At 57.7% G+C, this 17255-nt stretch carries 12 protein-coding genes; 4 read left to right on the forward strand and 8 right to left on the reverse strand.

Going from position 1 to position 17255, the window contains the following annotated elements; genetic code table 11:
- The first annotated feature begins 215 nt into the window (after window positions 1-215).
- The gene (locus tag EE949_RS23580; RefSeq protein ID WP_122666488.1) at window positions 216-2753 is read left to right on the forward strand and encodes a sensor domain-containing protein; all 2538 of its coding nucleotides are present in this window, start codon (window positions 216-218) and stop codon (window positions 2751-2753) included.
- Here EE949_RS23580 and EE949_RS23585 read toward each other — a convergent pair.
- The 3 genes from EE949_RS23585 to EE949_RS23595 form a co-directional block, all read right to left on the reverse strand.
- A complete protein-coding gene (locus EE949_RS23585) occupies window positions 2702-3910 on the reverse strand; it encodes a sugar transporter (protein ID WP_122666633.1) in 1209 nt (402 codons plus the stop codon). The genes EE949_RS23580 and EE949_RS23585 overlap by 52 nt on opposite strands.
- A 122-nt stretch (window positions 3911-4032) precedes the next feature.
- On the reverse strand, window positions 4033-5457 hold the full coding sequence (locus EE949_RS23590; RefSeq protein ID WP_122666489.1) for a sugar porter family MFS transporter: 1425 nt from the start codon (window positions 5455-5457) through the stop codon (window positions 4033-4035).
- A 361-nt stretch (window positions 5458-5818) separates the two neighbouring features.
- Window positions 5819-6331 (reverse strand): GNAT family N-acetyltransferase, encoded by a 513-nt coding sequence (locus EE949_RS23595; protein ID WP_122666490.1) that lies wholly within the window; start codon window positions 6329-6331, stop codon window positions 5819-5821.
- 1130 nt (window positions 6332-7461) lie between these two features.
- Between EE949_RS23595 and EE949_RS23600 the strand changes: the two genes are divergently transcribed.
- Window positions 7462-9447, forward strand: coding sequence for a PAS domain-containing protein (locus tag EE949_RS23600; protein WP_430735898.1), 1986 nt, complete (start codon window positions 7462-7464; stop codon window positions 9445-9447).
- 285 nt (window positions 9448-9732) lie between these two features.
- Here the strand turns inward: EE949_RS23600 and EE949_RS23605 are convergent, their stop codons facing one another.
- The 4 genes from EE949_RS23605 to EE949_RS23620 are packed head-to-tail and all read right to left on the reverse strand — an operon-like array spanning window position 9733 to window position 14361.
- Complete coding sequence (locus EE949_RS23605; protein ID WP_122666491.1) at window positions 9733-10206, reverse strand: response regulator; 474 nt, start codon at window positions 10204-10206, stop codon at window positions 9733-9735.
- On the reverse strand, window positions 10203-12521 hold the full coding sequence (locus EE949_RS23610; protein ID WP_430735899.1) for an ATP-binding protein: 2319 nt from the start codon (window positions 12519-12521) through the stop codon (window positions 10203-10205). Before EE949_RS23610 ends, EE949_RS23605 begins: the two co-directional genes overlap by 4 nt.
- Window positions 12512-13180 (reverse strand): response regulator, encoded by a 669-nt coding sequence (locus EE949_RS23615; RefSeq protein WP_122666492.1) that lies wholly within the window; start codon window positions 13178-13180, stop codon window positions 12512-12514. Before EE949_RS23615 ends, EE949_RS23610 begins: the two co-directional genes overlap by 10 nt.
- The gene (locus tag EE949_RS23620; RefSeq protein ID WP_122666637.1) at window positions 13177-14361 is read right to left on the reverse strand and encodes a sensor histidine kinase; all 1185 of its coding nucleotides are present in this window, start codon (window positions 14359-14361) and stop codon (window positions 13177-13179) included. Before EE949_RS23620 ends, EE949_RS23615 begins: the two co-directional genes overlap by 4 nt.
- Before the next feature lie 177 nt (window positions 14362-14538).
- Between EE949_RS23620 and EE949_RS23625 the strand changes: the two genes are divergently transcribed.
- Both EE949_RS23625 and EE949_RS23630 read left to right on the forward strand, forming a co-directional pair.
- Window positions 14539-15051, forward strand: coding sequence for an SgcJ/EcaC family oxidoreductase (locus EE949_RS23625; protein ID WP_240350434.1), 513 nt, complete (start codon window positions 14539-14541; stop codon window positions 15049-15051).
- 111 nt (window positions 15052-15162) lie between these two features.
- A complete protein-coding gene (locus EE949_RS23630) occupies window positions 15163-15342 on the forward strand; it encodes a DUF6021 family protein (RefSeq protein ID WP_122666493.1) in 180 nt (59 codons plus the stop codon).
- A 19-nt stretch (window positions 15343-15361) separates the two neighbouring features.
- Here the strand turns inward: EE949_RS23630 and EE949_RS23635 are convergent, their stop codons facing one another.
- Window positions 15362-17131, reverse strand: coding sequence for a sensor domain-containing diguanylate cyclase (locus EE949_RS23635; RefSeq protein WP_122666494.1), 1770 nt, complete (start codon window positions 17129-17131; stop codon window positions 15362-15364).
- Between the last annotated feature and the right edge of the window lie 124 nt (window positions 17132-17255).

Genomic DNA, 17255 nt, shown 5'->3' on the forward strand with positions numbered 1-17255 from the left:
CGTAAGCCTGGTCCGCATTTGGCGCATCCAGGTGACTTCTCACAGGTGCGAGCAAGCGTAGGTAAACACTCCTGTGCACAGCTGTGGCTTGAGATGGGTCGGAAATAAAACTGCAAAAAAGTGGCATCATGCCGATATCAAAACATGTGACCAGCTCTGATGTGCCCCTCTGGAATGGGCTTCCTGGCCTGGGATTCGCCTGAGGTTCGTTCGTTATGCCGTTGATTGAAAGCTCCGACCTGATGTATCGCCAACTGATCCAGAGCGTGGTTGATTACGCGATTTACATGCTGACTCCAGAGGGGATCGTGGCCAACTGGAATCCCGGTGCGGAGCGGGCCAAGGGCTATAAGGCACATGAGATCGTCGGCCGTCATTTTTCAGCGTTTTACAGCCAGGCAGATTGTGACGCCGGCTTGCCTGAAAAAGGCTTGATGACCGCCAGAACGACGGGGCAGTTCGAGACTCAAGGCTGGCGGCTACGCAAGGATGGAACATCACTTTGGGCGCATGTTGTCATTGATGCCATACGTGACGAGTCCGGGGATCTGATTGGCTTTGCCAAAATCACTCGCGATTGCACCGAGCAACAGGCTGCGTTGCTTGCGCAACAGGAACAAGAGCGCCGTTTTCGTCTGCTTGTGCAGGGCGTGACTGACTACGCCATTTACATGCTCGACCCGCAAGGGCATGTGGTGAACTGGAACACCGGAGCGCAGCGCGCGAAAGGTTATCTGGCCGAAGAAATCATTGGTCAGCATTTCTCGGTTTTCTACACCCCTCAGGATCGCGTGCAAGGGCTGCCCCAGCAAGGACTGGACACAGCGCTGCGCGACGGGCGCTTTGAGGCCGAAGGCATTCGTCAGCGCAAAGACGGTTCGCTGTTCTGGACAAGCGTGGTGATTGACGCCATCTACGACGATCAAGACGGCCAACTGATCGGTTTTGCCAAGATCACCCGGGACATCAGTGAGCGTCGCCGTCAGGCACTGGAGTTGATTCAGGCCAAAGAGCTGGCAGAACAATATAGCCATGAGATGGCGTCTCTTTCCGGTTTCCTTGATTCGGTGATTTCGAATATTCCTGCCAGCGTGATCGCCCAGGATCTCGCGACCCGGAAAATCCTGCTGGCCAATCAGCAGGCCGAACGCCTCTTTGGCGGGCGACGGGCCAGCATGGTCGGGCTTGGGCTGAATGAGGGGTTGCAACCTGCTGTCGCTGACTACATGGAGCATCAACTGGAGCGTGGTGTGCGTCACCCGGGTGTTCAACTGGCTGAGACCCAGATCACGACGGCGGCGGGGGAGCGAACGCTGAGAAGTCGTACGCTGTTGTGCAAAAACGTCGACGGCCAGCCGGGCTACGTATTGTTTGTTGCCGAGGACGTCACCGAGGAGCTTGCTGCTCAGGCGCAGATCCATCACATGGCGCATCACGATGGACTAACCGGGCTGCCCAACCGGACCTTGTTCAACGAGCGCCTGAGCCAGGCGCTGGAGCGCGACCATCAAGAAGGCCGGATGACCGCCGTCCTGTGTCTGGATCTGGACAACTTCAAAAACATCAACGATGCGTTGGGCCACGCGTTCGGCGACAAACTGCTGCTTGCCCTGGGTAAGCGTTTGCGCCGTGAGTTGTGCGACGAGGACACGTTGGCGCGCCTGGGCGGTGATGAGTTTGCGATTGTGTTGTCGGCTATCGACAATCTCGATGCCGCACGCATTACCGCGCAAAGATTGATCAACACCATCACCACGCCGTTTTCAATCGAAGGCCACGGTCTTTCTGTGGGGGTCAGTATCGGTATTGCCGTCGCGCCCGATGATCACAACAGCGCGCAACAACTGCTGGGATATGCCGACATGGCGCTCTATGAGGCCAAGCGTAACGGGCGCAATCGCCTGGAGTGTTTCCGCCACGAACTCGATGAGGCTGCGCGCAGTCGTCGCATCATTGAAACCGACCTGCGCACGGCGCTGCAGCTGGGCCAGTTGCAACTGCATTACCAGCCCATCATCGATACTCAGGATGGGCATATTTCCGGCTACGAAGCCTTGATGCGTTGGGAGCATCCGGTGAAAGGCATGATCATGCCGTTGGACTTTATTTCCATCGCCGAAGAAACGGGGTTGATTCATGAGGTCGGCAATCTCGCACTTGATCTCGCGTGTCGGGAAGCAGCGACTTGGGGCACAGCGCAAACCGTGGCGGTCAATCTGTCGCCGACGCAGTTTAAAAAGTCCGGGTTGGTCAATGCCGTCGTACACGTGCTGGCCGAGTCCGGCCTTGCGCCTGAGCGTTTAGAACTGGAGATCACCGAGTCCGTGCTGCTGGACGATACCGAGGCGAACATCCGCACGTTGCGGGAGCTGAAAGCGTTGGGGGTCGCTATTTCGCTGGATGACTTCGGTACGGGTTATTCGTCGCTGGGTTACTTGCGCTCGTTCCCGTTCGATCGCATCAAGATCGACAAGTCATTCATCCGCGACATGGGCAAAAGCCAGGAAGCGTTGTCGATCATCAGGGCGATTACCGGCATGAGCAACAGCCTGTCGATCAAGACCACTGCCGAAGGCGTGGAAACCCGCGAACAACAACTGCAGCTTGAAGCTGAGGGTTGCTCACATTTTCAGGGCTTCCTGTTTGGCCACCCGGTGTCTGCCACCGAGCGGCTCAAGGAGGTGCGTCGTGACGATGCGGCTCAGTGCATGATTTCCACAGAGCCCGCTGGCAATGGCTCGGAATCGCCATAACGTTTGCTGGTCACGCGACTGATCACTAGCGCACACAGGGCGAGGAAGCCGCCGACGAATCCGACCCAGGCCGAACCCAGATGATGCACCACGATGCTGCCCAGCAGCGCACCGGCACCGATGCCGACGTTGTAGATCGCCGAGTGCATCGCGGAGGCTACGTCGGTGGCGTCTGGTGCCAGCTGGATCACTTGCGATTGCATCAGAATCCCGAAGCACAGCATCGCAAGCCCCCACAGCGCGAAGACCACGACCAATGTGTAAATGCTCCATGAAGCCCAGAGCATCAAGGTCAGGCAGATGCACAGCGAACCGATGGCCATGGCGGTCAAGTGGTTGGCGAATCGGGTGTACAGCGTGTTGAAGAAAATCGACCCCATCAAACCGGCCAGCCCGAACAACAAGAGCATCCAGGTGGTGGTCTGCTCGCTGAAGCCCGCGACCGATTGCACAAAGGTTTCAATGTAGGTGTAGGCCGTGAAGTTGGCCGTAACCACCAGCGCAGTGACGCAATACAGCGAAACCAGCGCAGGTCGCTTGAACAGAATAGGCAGGCTCTTCAGGCTGCCGCTGTTTTGGCTCGGCAGCAGCGGCAGCTTCTTGGCCAGCAAAATCCAGATCAGGGCAGCGACGGCGGCGATGGTCACAAACGTCGCGCGCCAGCCCATGCTTTCTCCCAGCACCCGGCCAATGGGAATCCCCAGAACCATTGCCAGCGAAGCGCCCATCGCCAGCAGGCTGAGTGCCCGCGCACGGTTGCCCCCGGGCGCCAGGCGAACCGCCAGCGATGCAGTTACTGACCAGAACACCGCATGCGCCAGGGCGATGCCGATCCGGCTAATGACCACCATGGTGAAATTGGGGGCCAGACTCAGCACGATGTGGCTTACGATCAAAGTACCAATGGCCACTTTGAGTAGCAGCCGCCGCTCGACGTTACGCGTCAGCAGCATCATCGGCAGCGACATGAGCGACACCGTCCAGGCGTAAACCGTGAGCATCGGGCCCACTTGAGCAGCCGTCATGTCGAAGCTGCTGCCAATGGCGTAAAGCAGGCCCACAGGGGCGAACTCGGTGGTAATGAAGATGAAAGCCGCAACTGCCAGTGCGCCTACACTGATCCAGCTGGCCTGTTGCGCGTCGGCAGGCGTACTCATGAATCCTCGCAAATAGTCTTGGCGAATGCCCTTCCAAGCCGGGCAGTCGCCGTGTGTGTCTGAGCCAGTCGGCGTCATAAAGCCTGCAAGCTCCTGCGATTAGAGCAGCAGGCCAGTAGCGTTCACAGCTCTTTTTTCATGTGTTTTTCAATCTCTTCCAGCGACTTGCCCTTGGTTTCCGGCAGGCAGAAGAACACGAACAGCAAAGAGCCGACGTTGATCACCGCAAAGACGAAGAACGTCGGGTTGCCCAGCGTGTCCAGCGCCATCGGGAACAGAAAGGCCACTGTCGCATTGAACAACCACTGCATGGACACCGCTGTACCGGTCAACAAACCGCGGATTTGCGCCGGGAACAGTTCAGACATGAGCAACCAGTAAACCGGTGCAATACACATCTGCATGAACAGCAGAAACAGCAGAATGCAGGCGAGGGCCGCGTAGCTCTGGGTCAGGTTTTGCGGCATGAACTGCAGCACGCAACCCAGTGCTATCTGGGCGAGAACTACCGTGACCAGCCCTGTCATCAGCAAATGGCGGCGGCCATACCGGCCAATCGCCCAAATGCCCAGCAGAGTCGCGATCACGGATACCACACCGTTACCGATGGTGGCCGTCAATGCCGCGTTGGTGCCCATACCGGTGGTTTTGAGAATGATCGGGGTGTAATACATGAAGGCATTCACCCCGGTGAACTGAGCGGTAAAGCCCAGCCCGATACCAATCAGCAGCAGCTTGATCACCCAGCCTTGACGCAACAGCTCGGAGATAGGCGGGCGCTTGCGGGCATGTTCCTTCTGGGCTTTCATTTCCTCGACTTCGCGTTTCGCTTCCTCGGGCGTGTCACGCAGCTTTTCCAATACGTCCTGAGCATCGTCAAAACGACCTTTGGCGGCCAGCCAATGTGGCGAAGGCGGAACAAAGAAGGTTCCAATCAGTAGTAACAGACCGGGAATCATGGCGATAGCCAGCATGTAGCGCCAGATGTGCGATGAACTCAGCAAGGCTGCCATCAGGGCACTGAGCACATAGGCCAGCAACTGACCGCTGACGATCATCAGCTCATTACGGCTGACCAGGCGGCCACGCTTTTTTGGACCAGCTATTTCCGCGATGAACACCGGTACCGTGGCCGAGCCGCCACCTACCGCAATGCCCAGCAGGAAACGTGCGGCCACCATGAACGGAATCGATGGCGCGATCGCGGTACCCAATGCACCGGCAATGAACAGCAGTGATAGCACCCGCAGGGTGACGCGTCGTCCATAACGGTCTGACAGGTAACCACTGCCCAACGAACCGAAGGCGGCGCCGACAATCAGCGAGGACGTGATCAGCCCCTCGGTGAAGGCATTGAGGCCGAGCCCGCCCTGATCCAGAGGCAGCGTCATGAACGGCAACGCACCGGCAATAATGCCCGTGTCATAGCCGAAGGCGAGGGCGCCCATGGTGGCGACAAGCACAGAGATGAATATCATTCTGCGCGGTGAAATACGTTGCCCGTCGTTATCGTTGCGCGCGGAGGCGCTCGTAGTGTTTGAGGACATGAACTGCAAATCCTTGATTGAACAGTGAGGCGGCCGGGAAGGTGAACGGAGATATTCCGACAATGCTGTCGGTGCACGAGGCAAAGCCTTGCCAGACCACTGGCTTGAAGGCTTAGGGGATAGCCGGCCGGGCTAGTTCCGTAAAAACTGGAAACATATTCAATGAAGGGTTAATCGTTTCAGCGAGTGGCATTGCGAGGCATGCGGAGGAGCTGATGTATGGCGCACTTCGGGGAGGACTTCAGCCGCGAAGGCGATATGTTTGCCTGTCTCATTTTCAGTGGTGTGCCGGCCTATTCCCGACTAAAGCCGGTCCCACGGCATCGCTTGGATTCTGTGGGCCCCACGCTACCTCTGGATCTCACCCTCGAATACGCGCCATCGTCAGCGCATCGGTGAACTGCCCGTCACGAATCGCGTAATCACGGAGTAATCCCTCTGTTTCGAACCCGAGCTTTTCATAGAGGATTACCGCTGCCTGATTGTTCGCATAGACCGTCAACTCGACCCGGCGCAGTTTCATCCAGTTGTCGGCGATATCCAGCAGTGCGGTTAAAAGTTGTTTACCGATACCCTGGCCTTGCCAATCCTGGGCGACGGCCATGCCAATGGCACCGCAATGGCTGCGGCGGATACGGGAAAACTGCTCAAGAGAGCCTTGGCCGACGACGGCCCCTTCATGCAGCGCTACCAGGCTGACCAGTCGTTCATTACTACTGTCCAGCCGCTTGCGCCAGATATCAGCGGACTGAAAAGGCATCTGCAGGACTTGCCGGGCGACTGCGGGGACGTTGTACAGCGCTGCAACGCCCTCGGCGTGCGCTTCAGTAAAGCGTTCGAGGACGATGGCAGAAGACGGGGCGCGCATTGGCATTCATTCCTTAAGTGCGGGTGCGGCCCGTCAGTATACGGCAGCCTTGTGTCACAGGGCTTGCACTGGGAGCTGGCGCGAATCGCTCCGTGTCCTTGACTTCGCGCTGTCGCGCAGCAATCCCCAGCCCCGGCGAACCCTGTGGCGCTGTGGAGGTCCATTCGAGTGCGACATGTCAACGCATGGGTAATCGCTGTGCGGTGGTTGCCACTTGTTCGCCATCCCTCCAAACTCAGCGCATTCCTCCGCTGATGCGGCCGATCATCTTCGTCCAGTGACGCCCCAGCAATTAGTAAATGGCCATGAACCCTTTAAACAGCCCGGTTTCACGCTCCCTTCCAGGTGGCGAAACAGGCGCAGCAATCAGAGCTTTCGATTGGTCCGCGACCTCTCTTGGGCCTATGTCGGATTGGCCCGCACCGATTCGCTCGACGTTGAGCATGATGCTCAGTTCCCCGGAAAGCCTTTATCTGGTGTGGGGGCCGGATCTGCATTTCTTCTTCAACGATGCCTATCGGCCCATTCTCGGACCTCGTCTTGACGTTGCTCTGGGGCAGAGCATCACCACGCTGTGGGCAGACGCCTGGGAGCAGGTCCGGCCCATGATAGAGCGCGCCTTTGGCGGCGATTCCAGCCGCTATGAAAATCATCCGATCAGCATGGCTCGCTATGGGGTTGAAGAGCAGACGTGGTGGACTTTTTCATTTTCGCCGGTGTACGACGAGCGTGAAGAATCCGTATTGGGGGTTCTGTGCCATACCGTTGAGACCACCCACTCCGTACGCCTTGGTCAGCAACTGAAGTCCAGCGACGAACGTTATCGTGCACTGTTCAGTGACATCGATATCGGCTTCTGCGTATTTGAGGTTACTTACGCCAATAACCTGTTGGTTGCGTGTCATTTAATTGAGGTCAACGCCGCGTTCGACGGCATGGCAGAACTCAAGGAGCAGATTGGCCAGAGTATGCGGGACATCGCAGACGGCCGGCCTGCACATTGGTTTGAGGTGTATGCGAGCGTGGTGCTGAGTGGCGAGTCAATTGGCCTTGATGCGCCTGCGATTACGCTTGCCGGGCGCTGGTATGAAATCTACGCCTACAAAGTCCAGGGGCCTGAGCAAAGCCGCATTGCGATGCTGTTCAAGGATGTCACCAAGGCCCGGCGACTTGAGTCGTCCTTGCGTTATACCGAGGAGTTCAATAGTCGTGTGCTGGCTAGCAGCAATGATTGCATCAAGGTAATCGATCTGGATGGCAGGCTTACCTTCATGAGCGAAGGCGGCATGCGCGTCATGGAAATCAGTAACTTCAACGACGTGCAAGGCTGCCCATGGCCGGACTTCTGGCAGGATCAAGGGCATATCGACGCTCAAGCTGCCATTGTCGCCGCCAAGACAGGCTTGCCTGGTCGCTTCCAGGGTTTTGCCAACACCTATCTGGGCACCCCCAAATGGTGGGATGTGCAGGTGACGCCGATGTTCGACGAGACGGGTGTCGTAGAAAAAATCCTCTGTATTTCCCGTGATATCACGGCGACCCGCGCCGCTGAAGAAGACTTGCGTACGCTCAACGCGACGCTGGAAGAGCGGGTCGAAGCCCGTACTCAGGACCGCGACCGAATCTGGCGGTTGTCCACCGACTTGATGCTGATTGCCGAGTTCGACGGTGACATCGTGGCGGTCAACCCCGCCTGGACTCAGGTGCTCGGCTGGAGTCCTGATGAGTTGCTGGGCAAGTCCTTTCTGGAGTTTCTACACCCGGATGATGATTTGACCACTGCATCTGCTGCGGCGGAGTTGTCTCAAGGCATCAGTGTCTCCAGTTTCGAAAATCGCTATTTGCATAAAGACGGCTCTTACCGCTGGATCGCCTGGACCGCTGTGCCGGATCAATCCTATATCCACGCCGTGGGACGCGATGTTCAGGTTGAGCGGGAGGCCGCCGAAGCCTTGCGCCGTACAGAAGCGGCCTTGCGCCAGTCGCAGAAGATGGAAGCCGTGGGGCAGTTGACCGGCGGGGTCGCGCATGACTTCAACAACCTGCTGACAGTGGTCAAGGCCTCGACTGATTTGCTCAAGCGCAACCTGGATGAGGAACGGCGTCGACGTTACATCGACGCGATCTCCAATGCGGTTGATCGGGCCAGCAAGTTGACGGGGCAGTTGCTGGCCTTTTCTCGTCAGCAAACCTTGCGCCCGGAAGTCTTCGAGGTCGGCAAGAGCGTCCGTGCGATTGGCGAGATGATCGGTTCATTGACCGGCGCCCGGATAAAAACGTTGATCGAGCTTCCTGCTCAGCCTTGCTACATCAACGCTGATGCCGGTCAGTTCGATACCGCGCTGATCAATATGGCTGTCAATGCCCGTGATGCCATGAATGGCGAGGGTACCTTGAGGATTTGTGTCGAGCCTGTCGGGCAAATTCCTGCGCGCCGCACCCATGCCGCGGTGGTTGGCGATTATGTTGCCGTGTCATTGATCGACACCGGCTCGGGCATCGATCCTGAACAGATTGATCGTATCTTTGACCCGTTTTTCACCACCAAGGACGTTGGTAAGGGCACCGGCCTGGGGCTCTCCCAGGTGTTTGGCTTTGCCAAACAGTCGGGTGGCGAGGTGTTGGTCGCGAGTCGGTTATTCGAAGGCAGCACGTTTACTCTTTACCTGCCTAGATCCGTTGCGACACCGGGTGCCGAATACGCTGCGATGGAGCCGGAACTGCAAACCAGTGGCGAAGGTGCTTGTTTGCTGGTGGTTGAAGACAACCTTGAAATTGGCGAGTTTTCCAGTCAGACGTTGAGAGAACTGGGATACGACATCCACTGGGCCAAGAGTGGTGTGGAGGCCCTTGAGGTGTTGGCGGAGCGAGCCGACGCTTTTCACGCGGTATTTTCCGATGTGGTCATGCCGGGCATGAACGGGGTGGAGCTTGCCCTTGAAGTTCAGAGGCTGTATCCAACGCTCCCGATTGTCTTGACCAGTGGTTACAGCCCTGCGTTGGCACAGGGTAACTCACAGGGTTTTACCTTTCTGCAGAAGCCCTATTCCGTGGAAGCGCTGGCCAGGCTGCTGCGTAACGAGATCAGCACGCGGCAGACACCGACAGCAAATAATCCGTAGCTGCCGAAGGCCGCGATGGCGGTGTGTCAGGACCAGCGCATCGCAGCCTTCGGCAGCTCCTGCAGGAGAGTGAGAGACGTGGGAGCGCACGAGCACCGCGAGGCCGCGATAGCGGTGTATCAGACAGGCCACGCTTTAAAAACTGGATTGAAATGCATTTTCTGTAGGAGCTGCCGAAGGCTGCGAAGCATTTATCCTGACACACCGCGCATCGCAGCCTTCGGCAGCTCCTGCAGCGATATGCTTTTTAAGCTGAATACTTCCACAATTTCGACAGGCGTGAAGTCATCTGGTCTCCTGCAGATTCACGCCGCGCCGCTGCTGTAGAAGCTCAATCTGTTCGGCTGGCAGCAACTGGCGCAAGCTTTTGTAGAGCACGCGGGTTTCCAGCAGATTCCAGACGCGGAGCATCGTTTCCAGTGCATCCAGAGGTTTGCTGATGAAATCCCGGGCACCCAGCGCCAGTGCGCGGATCCGCGTGCCTCGGGTAGCATCTGCGGTCAGTACCAGAATGGGCAGATACTCATGAGGTGAAATGCGCCGACCCAGTTGTTCGAGCACGGCGAAGCCATCGAATTCGGGCATGTGCAGGTCGAGAATAACCAGATCAGGCTCAAAGCTGTTGAACAACTCCAGCGTGTGGGTGGGCTGCGTGGTGCTCAACACATTGAGCAGCCCTTCACGGGCCAGTAACTGCTCCATGAGCTCGATATTGGTACGCTGATCGTCAATCAGCAGGATACGAAGATCTTGGGTCATACAGGCTCCGTGAGGAACTGATCAATCTGATCGTAAAACATCCGGACATTGATCGGCTTAATCAGGATGGCGGTAGCACCCGCTTCGCGTAACACGTTATGGGTCATCGGCGATGCGTCGGCGGTCATCATCAGGATAGGTGTATTGGCAGTGCGCGTTGCGTGACGCAGGCGGCGCAAAATTCTGATACCCGAAATATCAGGAAGGTTGACGTCAAGCAGAATCAGGTCCGGCGCATGGCGGGTCGCCAGATCGAGCCCCATTTGTCCCTGCATGCTGGAAAACAGCTGTATGCCGGGTCGCCGTTGCAACAATGTTTCGATCAGGGTCAGACTGGCCAGATTATCTTCGATGCAGAGCACACTGGCGTGATATCCAGCGGTTGATCGCCCAGGCTCATCACTCACCGCGTTGGGCAACAAAACCATTCGAGTCTCGTCCGGCTTAATGAAGGTATGCGGCAAACTGAGCGTGAAACGACACCCTGCATCGGGTGCGCTCAGGACGTCTAGGCTACCGTCCATCATTTCCAGCAGGTTTTTGCTCAGCGCCAGCCCGAGGCCAGTACCTTCTACCTGATGATCTGCGTTCAGTCGTTCAAAAGGCCTGAACAGCTTGTGTAATTGATCCTTGGCAATGCCGGGCCCTGTGTCCGATACCGTCACCGTAACGTGCTTGCCGTTTCGGGCAACCTGAATCGTGACTTCCCCCTCTGTACGGTTGTATTTGATCGCATTGGATAGCAGGTTAAGCAGCACCTGCATCAAGCGCTGACGGTCGGCGATAACACCTTCTTCGGCGCGGATCAGGGGAAGCGGCGCGATACGGATCCGGGCTTCGTTTGCCATGGGGGCGACCAGTGCCAGCGCTTCCTTCAAGGCCGTTTCCAGGCCGATGGGTTCCAGATTGACGGGCAGGTGGCCTGACTCGATTCTGGCAATGTCGAGAACTTCGTTTATTAACGTCAGCAGATGTTGACCGGCCTTGAGAATGTGCCCGATCTGTTGGCGTTGCGCAGGCTGAGGGTCAATCTCCAGTAGTTGTGCGAAACCAAGAATTGCGTTCAGAGGCGTGCGCAGTTCGTGGCTCATGCGCGAAAGAAATTCGCTTTTGGCCCGGCTGGCCCGTTCAGCTTCTTCCCGGGCTGCACTCAACGCTATTTCGGCCGCATGGCGGTCGCTGATATCCCGGGTCACCTTGGAAAATCCGCGCAAGGTTCCACTGTGGTCGTACTGGGCACTGATGACCACGCTGGCCCAGAATCGGCTGCCATCCTTGCGGCGGCGCCAGGCCTCTTCCATGAAATAGCCTTTGCTTCTGGCTTCTCGCAAGGCCATTTCCGGACGCTGAGGGCATTGTTCCGGCAAATAGAAAACCGAGAACGGTTGACCGAGGATTTCCTGCTCGCTGTAGCCTTTGATTCGTTCCGCCCCGACGTTCCATGAGGTGACGCGGCCGTTCGCGTCAAGGGCGAAGATTCCGTAGTCCTTGACCGCATCGATGATGAGTCGCAAGCGTTCTTCGTTATCGCGCAGAGCACCTTCGCGCTGGGCGAGCAGGTGGGCGGCTTCTACCAGACGCGTGCCCAACTGGCCAATTTCGTCCTGTTCCGGCGGCTGCGGCAGCAGTGGATGACCCAAGGCCAGGCGTTGCGCATTACGTTTCACATGTTCGACGCGACTGACGATACCTCTGGACAGCAACAGCATTGCCACGATCGCCGCAAATACTCCAAAGCACGCTGCCAGCAGCGTGGCGAATACCAGTTGCTCGCGGGTTTGCGTCGCGGCGGCACTGCGCTCGGCCAACAGCGTATCCTCGCGATTGCGCATGGCGCTGATCTGTTCACGCAGGGTGTCGAGAACCTGCTTGTTGTTCACAAGGATTTTTGTGACCTGCTCTGGATCCTTACCGTTGCTCAAGCGCAGTTTCGCCAGCGCTCCAAGCTTGATTTTGATCAGCGGCGTCATGAGTTGCAGGCGCTCACGAATTTCCGGATCGCGGACGTTGGCATCCAGACGCAGCAAGGCCGCGTCGATCAGCGGCTTTGCATTGTTGTAAGCAGGGAGGAAATCTTCGCGGCCGGTGAGCAGGTAACCCCGTTCGCTGGCTGCTGCCTCGGCGAGCAGGGTGTGAACCGCCTGAATATCGCCTTGTACCAGCAAGACTCTGCGCACATCCTCTTCGGCGCGTGCGGTCTGCCGTTCGGCAAGGTAAATCAGCACAAGCGACGACATGAGGATGATCAGGGGCAGGGCGATCGCAATCAGCGCCTTGCCCCGCAGAGGGAGATCCGCCCAGCGACTCACGTCCAGTTTCCATCAGGCTGGGCAACCAGCCCAAGAGCGATACCGCGCACCGCTGCCTGGGTTCGGTCAGAGGCATCGAGTTTGCTGATTACACGTTCGACATGAGCTTTGACGGTACCGGTAGCGATGCCCAGCTTTTCGCCGATCTCCCGGTTGCTGAACCCGCCTGCAACCAGCCCCAGTACCTGGCGCTCCCGCTCGGTCAGGTTTTCACGGGGTGCAGTGCCAGAAGCTCGGCGAGTGGCGATACGCCTGAGCAGCCGTGCACTCATCGCGCTGTTGAGGGCATCTTCTCCGGCGGCCACACGACGCAAGGCGTTGATGACTTCCTCGCGAGTAGCATCTTTGAGCAAATAGCCAACCGCACCGGCGGCGACAGCAGCCTCCAGGTGATCCGGACTGTCGTCCATGGTGAACATCACGACTTTTATTTCCGGCATGCGCTGTTGCAGAAGGCGTGCGGCACCCAGACCGTTGAGGATCGGCATGCGCACATCGAGAATGACAATGTCGGGACGCAGACGCTCGCACAGTTCCAGTGCCATCTGGCCATCGTCGGCTTGTCCCACCACTTCGAATTCCGGGTGTCCCGCGAGCAGTGAGATGAAGCCTGCGCGCGTCACTTCATGGTCATCTGCCATGACCAGTCGCAATGTCGTGCTCATGTCCGCACCTGCGGGCCAGGCAGCGGTACAGTCGCATTCAGACGGGTGCCTTTGCCGGGTTGACTGACGCAGGTAAAACGCCCGCCGACCAGATGTGCGCGCTCTTGCATTGCGGTTAATCCCAGCCCATCTGCGGAGCCTGGTTGAGAGGGCTGTCGGGCAGTAAACCCCCGGCCGACATCTTCAATCACTACGGACACATCGGCGTCACGCAGTTGCAGGGCCAGCAGGACGCTGCAAGGTCCCGCGTGCTTGAGAATATTGTTGATGCCTTCCTGGGCAATGCGGAACAAAGTGATTTCAATGGCGTCGGGTAAGCGCTCGACGTACTTCGCTGTCCATTGTACGGAGTAGCCTGCTTCGCGCAGCCGATCAGCTTCCTTGTCGATGGCCTGTGCAAGGCCGAAGTCATCCAGTACAACCGGACGCAGACCACTGATGACTTGCCGACCCTCACCCACACAACGCTGAGCCAGTTGCAGGATGGTTGTCAGTTCCTGAGCCAGTTGCGCGGGAAGCTCGGGGCATTGACTGGCGAAGCCCTGCAGGCGTTGGTGGAGCCCGGCCAGGGTTTGCGCCAGCCCGTCGTGCAGGTCGTAAGCGACGCGTTTACGTTCGTCTTCCTGGGCGCTGAATAAACGGTAGACCAGCTCCGACATGGCTCGCTCACGTGCCGACAGCGCGTCGAGCAAGCGACTGTTTTCCAGGTGTGCCGCGAGTAGCGTGGCCAGCAATTGCAGTGACTGCAGGTCTTCGGTGTCTGGTGCCGCGATGTTCGTGCTGTTCGCCAGCAGCAGTGCGGCAAACGGTTCCCCATCGGCGTTCAGCAGCGGCAAATGCAACATGCACGGGATCTGCGGGCAGGGTTGGACTCGCCATTCAGGCGCAAGGATTGTCCTGTCGAGGCGCGTTATCAGTGTGTCAAGGCGCTGCGGGTTGCCCTGACTGGCGCTGAGTCTGGCCGGCGCCTGGCCGGTCCACTCAAGCAGAACTCCCTGGTTCATGGCCAGAAACGCGCAGGCTCGTTGCAGCGCTCGCTGGCGCATGGCTGAAGGCGAAAGGCGGGTCAGTTCCTGGCCGGTATCCACAAGGAGTCGTAGACGAGCTGCACGACTTTCCCATTGGCGGTACTGGCTGCGCAGGCTAAGCGCGCTGGCCGAATCATCAGGGGGCTTGTGCATGTACTGCTCCAACACAGGGGCCGGATCCATTCGGCGAAAAGTGGCGCCATTAGACCTGTTTTCGATGTGGTGCCGCTATCTGCCAAATGGCATAGGCAGATCGAACCAATTGGCTGATGGCTGCGTATTCACAACGCGGCACAGTAGCTCCACCAAAAGCCGATAGGAATACCGTAAATGAAGCTCAACGTAAAAATGTCTGCCGTGACGCTGATTGCCCTGCTGGCGACTCCACTGGTCCATGCTGTGGATACCGCGCCGGTCAAACCGTATTCCTACACCGCAATTGCCCCGCAGCCGACTGACGTTAAAGATCGCGAAATTGCCGCATTGTTCGAGCGCTGGAACCGCACGCTGCAGACTGGTGACTCCGCCAAGGTAACGGCCCTTTATGCGAAGAACGCAATTCTGCAACCCACCGTATCCAACAAGGTCCGCACCACCCCTGCGGAGATCAAGGATTACTTTGATCACTTCCTGTTGCTGAAACCGGTCGGCGTCATCAACTTCCGTGAGATTCGTCGCCTGAACGAAAACAAGGCGCTGGATACGGGCGTATATACCTTCACGCTTACCGAAGCTGATGGCAGCAAACGCCAGGTCCAGGCGCGCTACACCTATCTTTATCAGAAGATTGACGGCGAATGGTTGATCCTCAATCACCACTCTTCGGCCATGCCGCAGCAGTGACTGTTCTTCGCTGATGAGGATCCGCTCGTCAGTTGCGCTGCACTTTGCGGTCGGGCTTTCTTCTTAAGTGAGTAGCCCGACGCGGTCGGGCATCTACCAGGAGAGGTGAGCATGACGAACCATCAGCGCGACCCTGAGCAGGATCTGGGCTTCGATCCGGACTCCCCTGATCTTGCAGACCCACAGGTCGACCCCGTGGGTCCGGCAAAGTCTCCCGAAGACGGCAAGGACATTAGCAAGGATAAACGCGTGGGCGATGATGACTACCCACCTTACAAGGCTGATGAATAGGCGTTTGGCCAGGCAACTGTCAGGCGCTTAACAGAAAGTTGCTGCCTGTTGCCGTGAGCCTGATCTGCTCTCCGGAAAGTGGCCTGCTGAGGAAAAACCCTTGGGCCTCATGACAGCCGTAGCCTCTGACGAGGTCCATGCACTTGAAGGTTTCGATGCCTTCAGCAACGGTTCGGTAGCCCAGCTGATGCGCAAGCTGGAAAATGGATTGGGCAATAACGCGATTACGTGGCTTGTTTTCCAGGTCGGTAATGATCGACTTGTCCAGCTTGATTACATTGGCAGGGATTTCATGCAGGTAGGCGAAGTTGCTGTAGCCGGTGCCGAAGTCATCAATCGCGACATCCACCCCAAGCAGACGGATATCTGCTAACTGAGCCAGTACCGTTGTGCTGGCTCTGATCCATTCGCCCTCGGTTATTTCCACCTCCACTCGATGTGCGCTGATCCCGTGCTTTTCACATCCGGCCTTCAATGCCTGAGCGATATCGATATGCTGAAAGTCCAGTGCGGAGAGGTTCAGGGAAACCTTGGCTTCGTTATCCAGCCAGGCGGCGGCGTGAGCCAATGCGTTATCAATGACCCAGCGCGTCACAAGGCTGATCTGGCCGGAGCGCTCGATCAGCGGAATGAATTCAGCAGGGGAGACCGGACCGAACACTTCATGATTCCAGCGAAGTAGCGCTTCAGCGCTGACCTGGCGGCCATCCTCCAGCCTGAAGCGTGGCTGGAAGACCAGGGAAATACCACCATTCGATAAAGCGCCCGCGACATCGTTTATCAACGATTCGGAGCGGCGCGATGCGCAGTTTGGATCCTCATCCCATACGGACCAGTCGATCCCGTCTCTGGCTGCCGTGTCCGCCGCGCTGCGAGCCTTGCGCAACAGATCACCGATGGACTGTTTGCCATCCGTACACACCGCAATGCCCATGCGAATGCCGGGCAACGTCGATATGGAATCCTCAGCGCAGGGTTCGCAAACCAGTGTGCTGAGCGTCAGGATCAGCTCGTTTTGATCCTGAGGCTGGGCAGGCAGCAGCAGGCACAGGTGGCGCTCACTGATGTGATAAGCCGTCAGCTCTTCACCCAACGCCTCATTAAGGCGAGTCGTAATGCTGGCAGCTTTGGCACCCACCAGCCCCGAGCCATGGTCGAGTGCAAAGTCATGGGTCCATTGGCTGTCGACGACTTCCACCACCATCAACAGGCGCGTAGACGCTTCGGTGTTCAGCCACGGACTCGCATTGTCGGTCAGGAATTGACGCAGATTGGGCAGGCCACTGGCGGCGTTGCGCATGCTGGTCTGCTGTCGATGTTCGATCTGCGAAATCACCATCTCGGCCAGGTCCTGAAGAACCAGCGTTTCCGCATGACTGAGTTGGTGAGGAAACTTGTCGATAAGGCACAGGCTGCCAATCGCATGCCCGTCACGCGTGACCAGCGGAGCACCCGCGTAAAAGCGAATACCACCTTCAACCGTCACCAGTTCATTGTCCATGAAGCGTGGATCGACGCAGGCGTCGACGACCTGCATGACACCGTCCTGCTTGATCGTGTGCGCGCAGAACGACTGATTGATAGGGGTTTGCGAGTTCTGGAAGCCGACTCTGCCAGCAAACCATTGGCGATCCTTCTCCACCAATGAGACCAGCACCGTCGGCACATTGAAATAGGCGGAGGCCAGTCGGCAGATGCGATCGAAATTCTCGTCGGCGGCAGTTTCCAGCCATTGAATGGCGCGAACTGCGGCCAGACGTTGTTTTTCGGCTTGTAGTGATAGATGCATGAACGTTCCGTACAGCCGCAGAGTGGTCGTGGTAGAAAGAGGCCTTGTGCCATCATAGCTGGGACGACTCTCTCTGCAGAAGGTTTCCTACGAACGGCTATTTTTTCACTGGATGTGAGGTTGC

The organism is Pseudomonas viridiflava (genome assembly GCF_900602065.1).
Lineage (GTDB): Bacteria > Pseudomonadota > Gammaproteobacteria > Pseudomonadales > Pseudomonadaceae > Aquipseudomonas.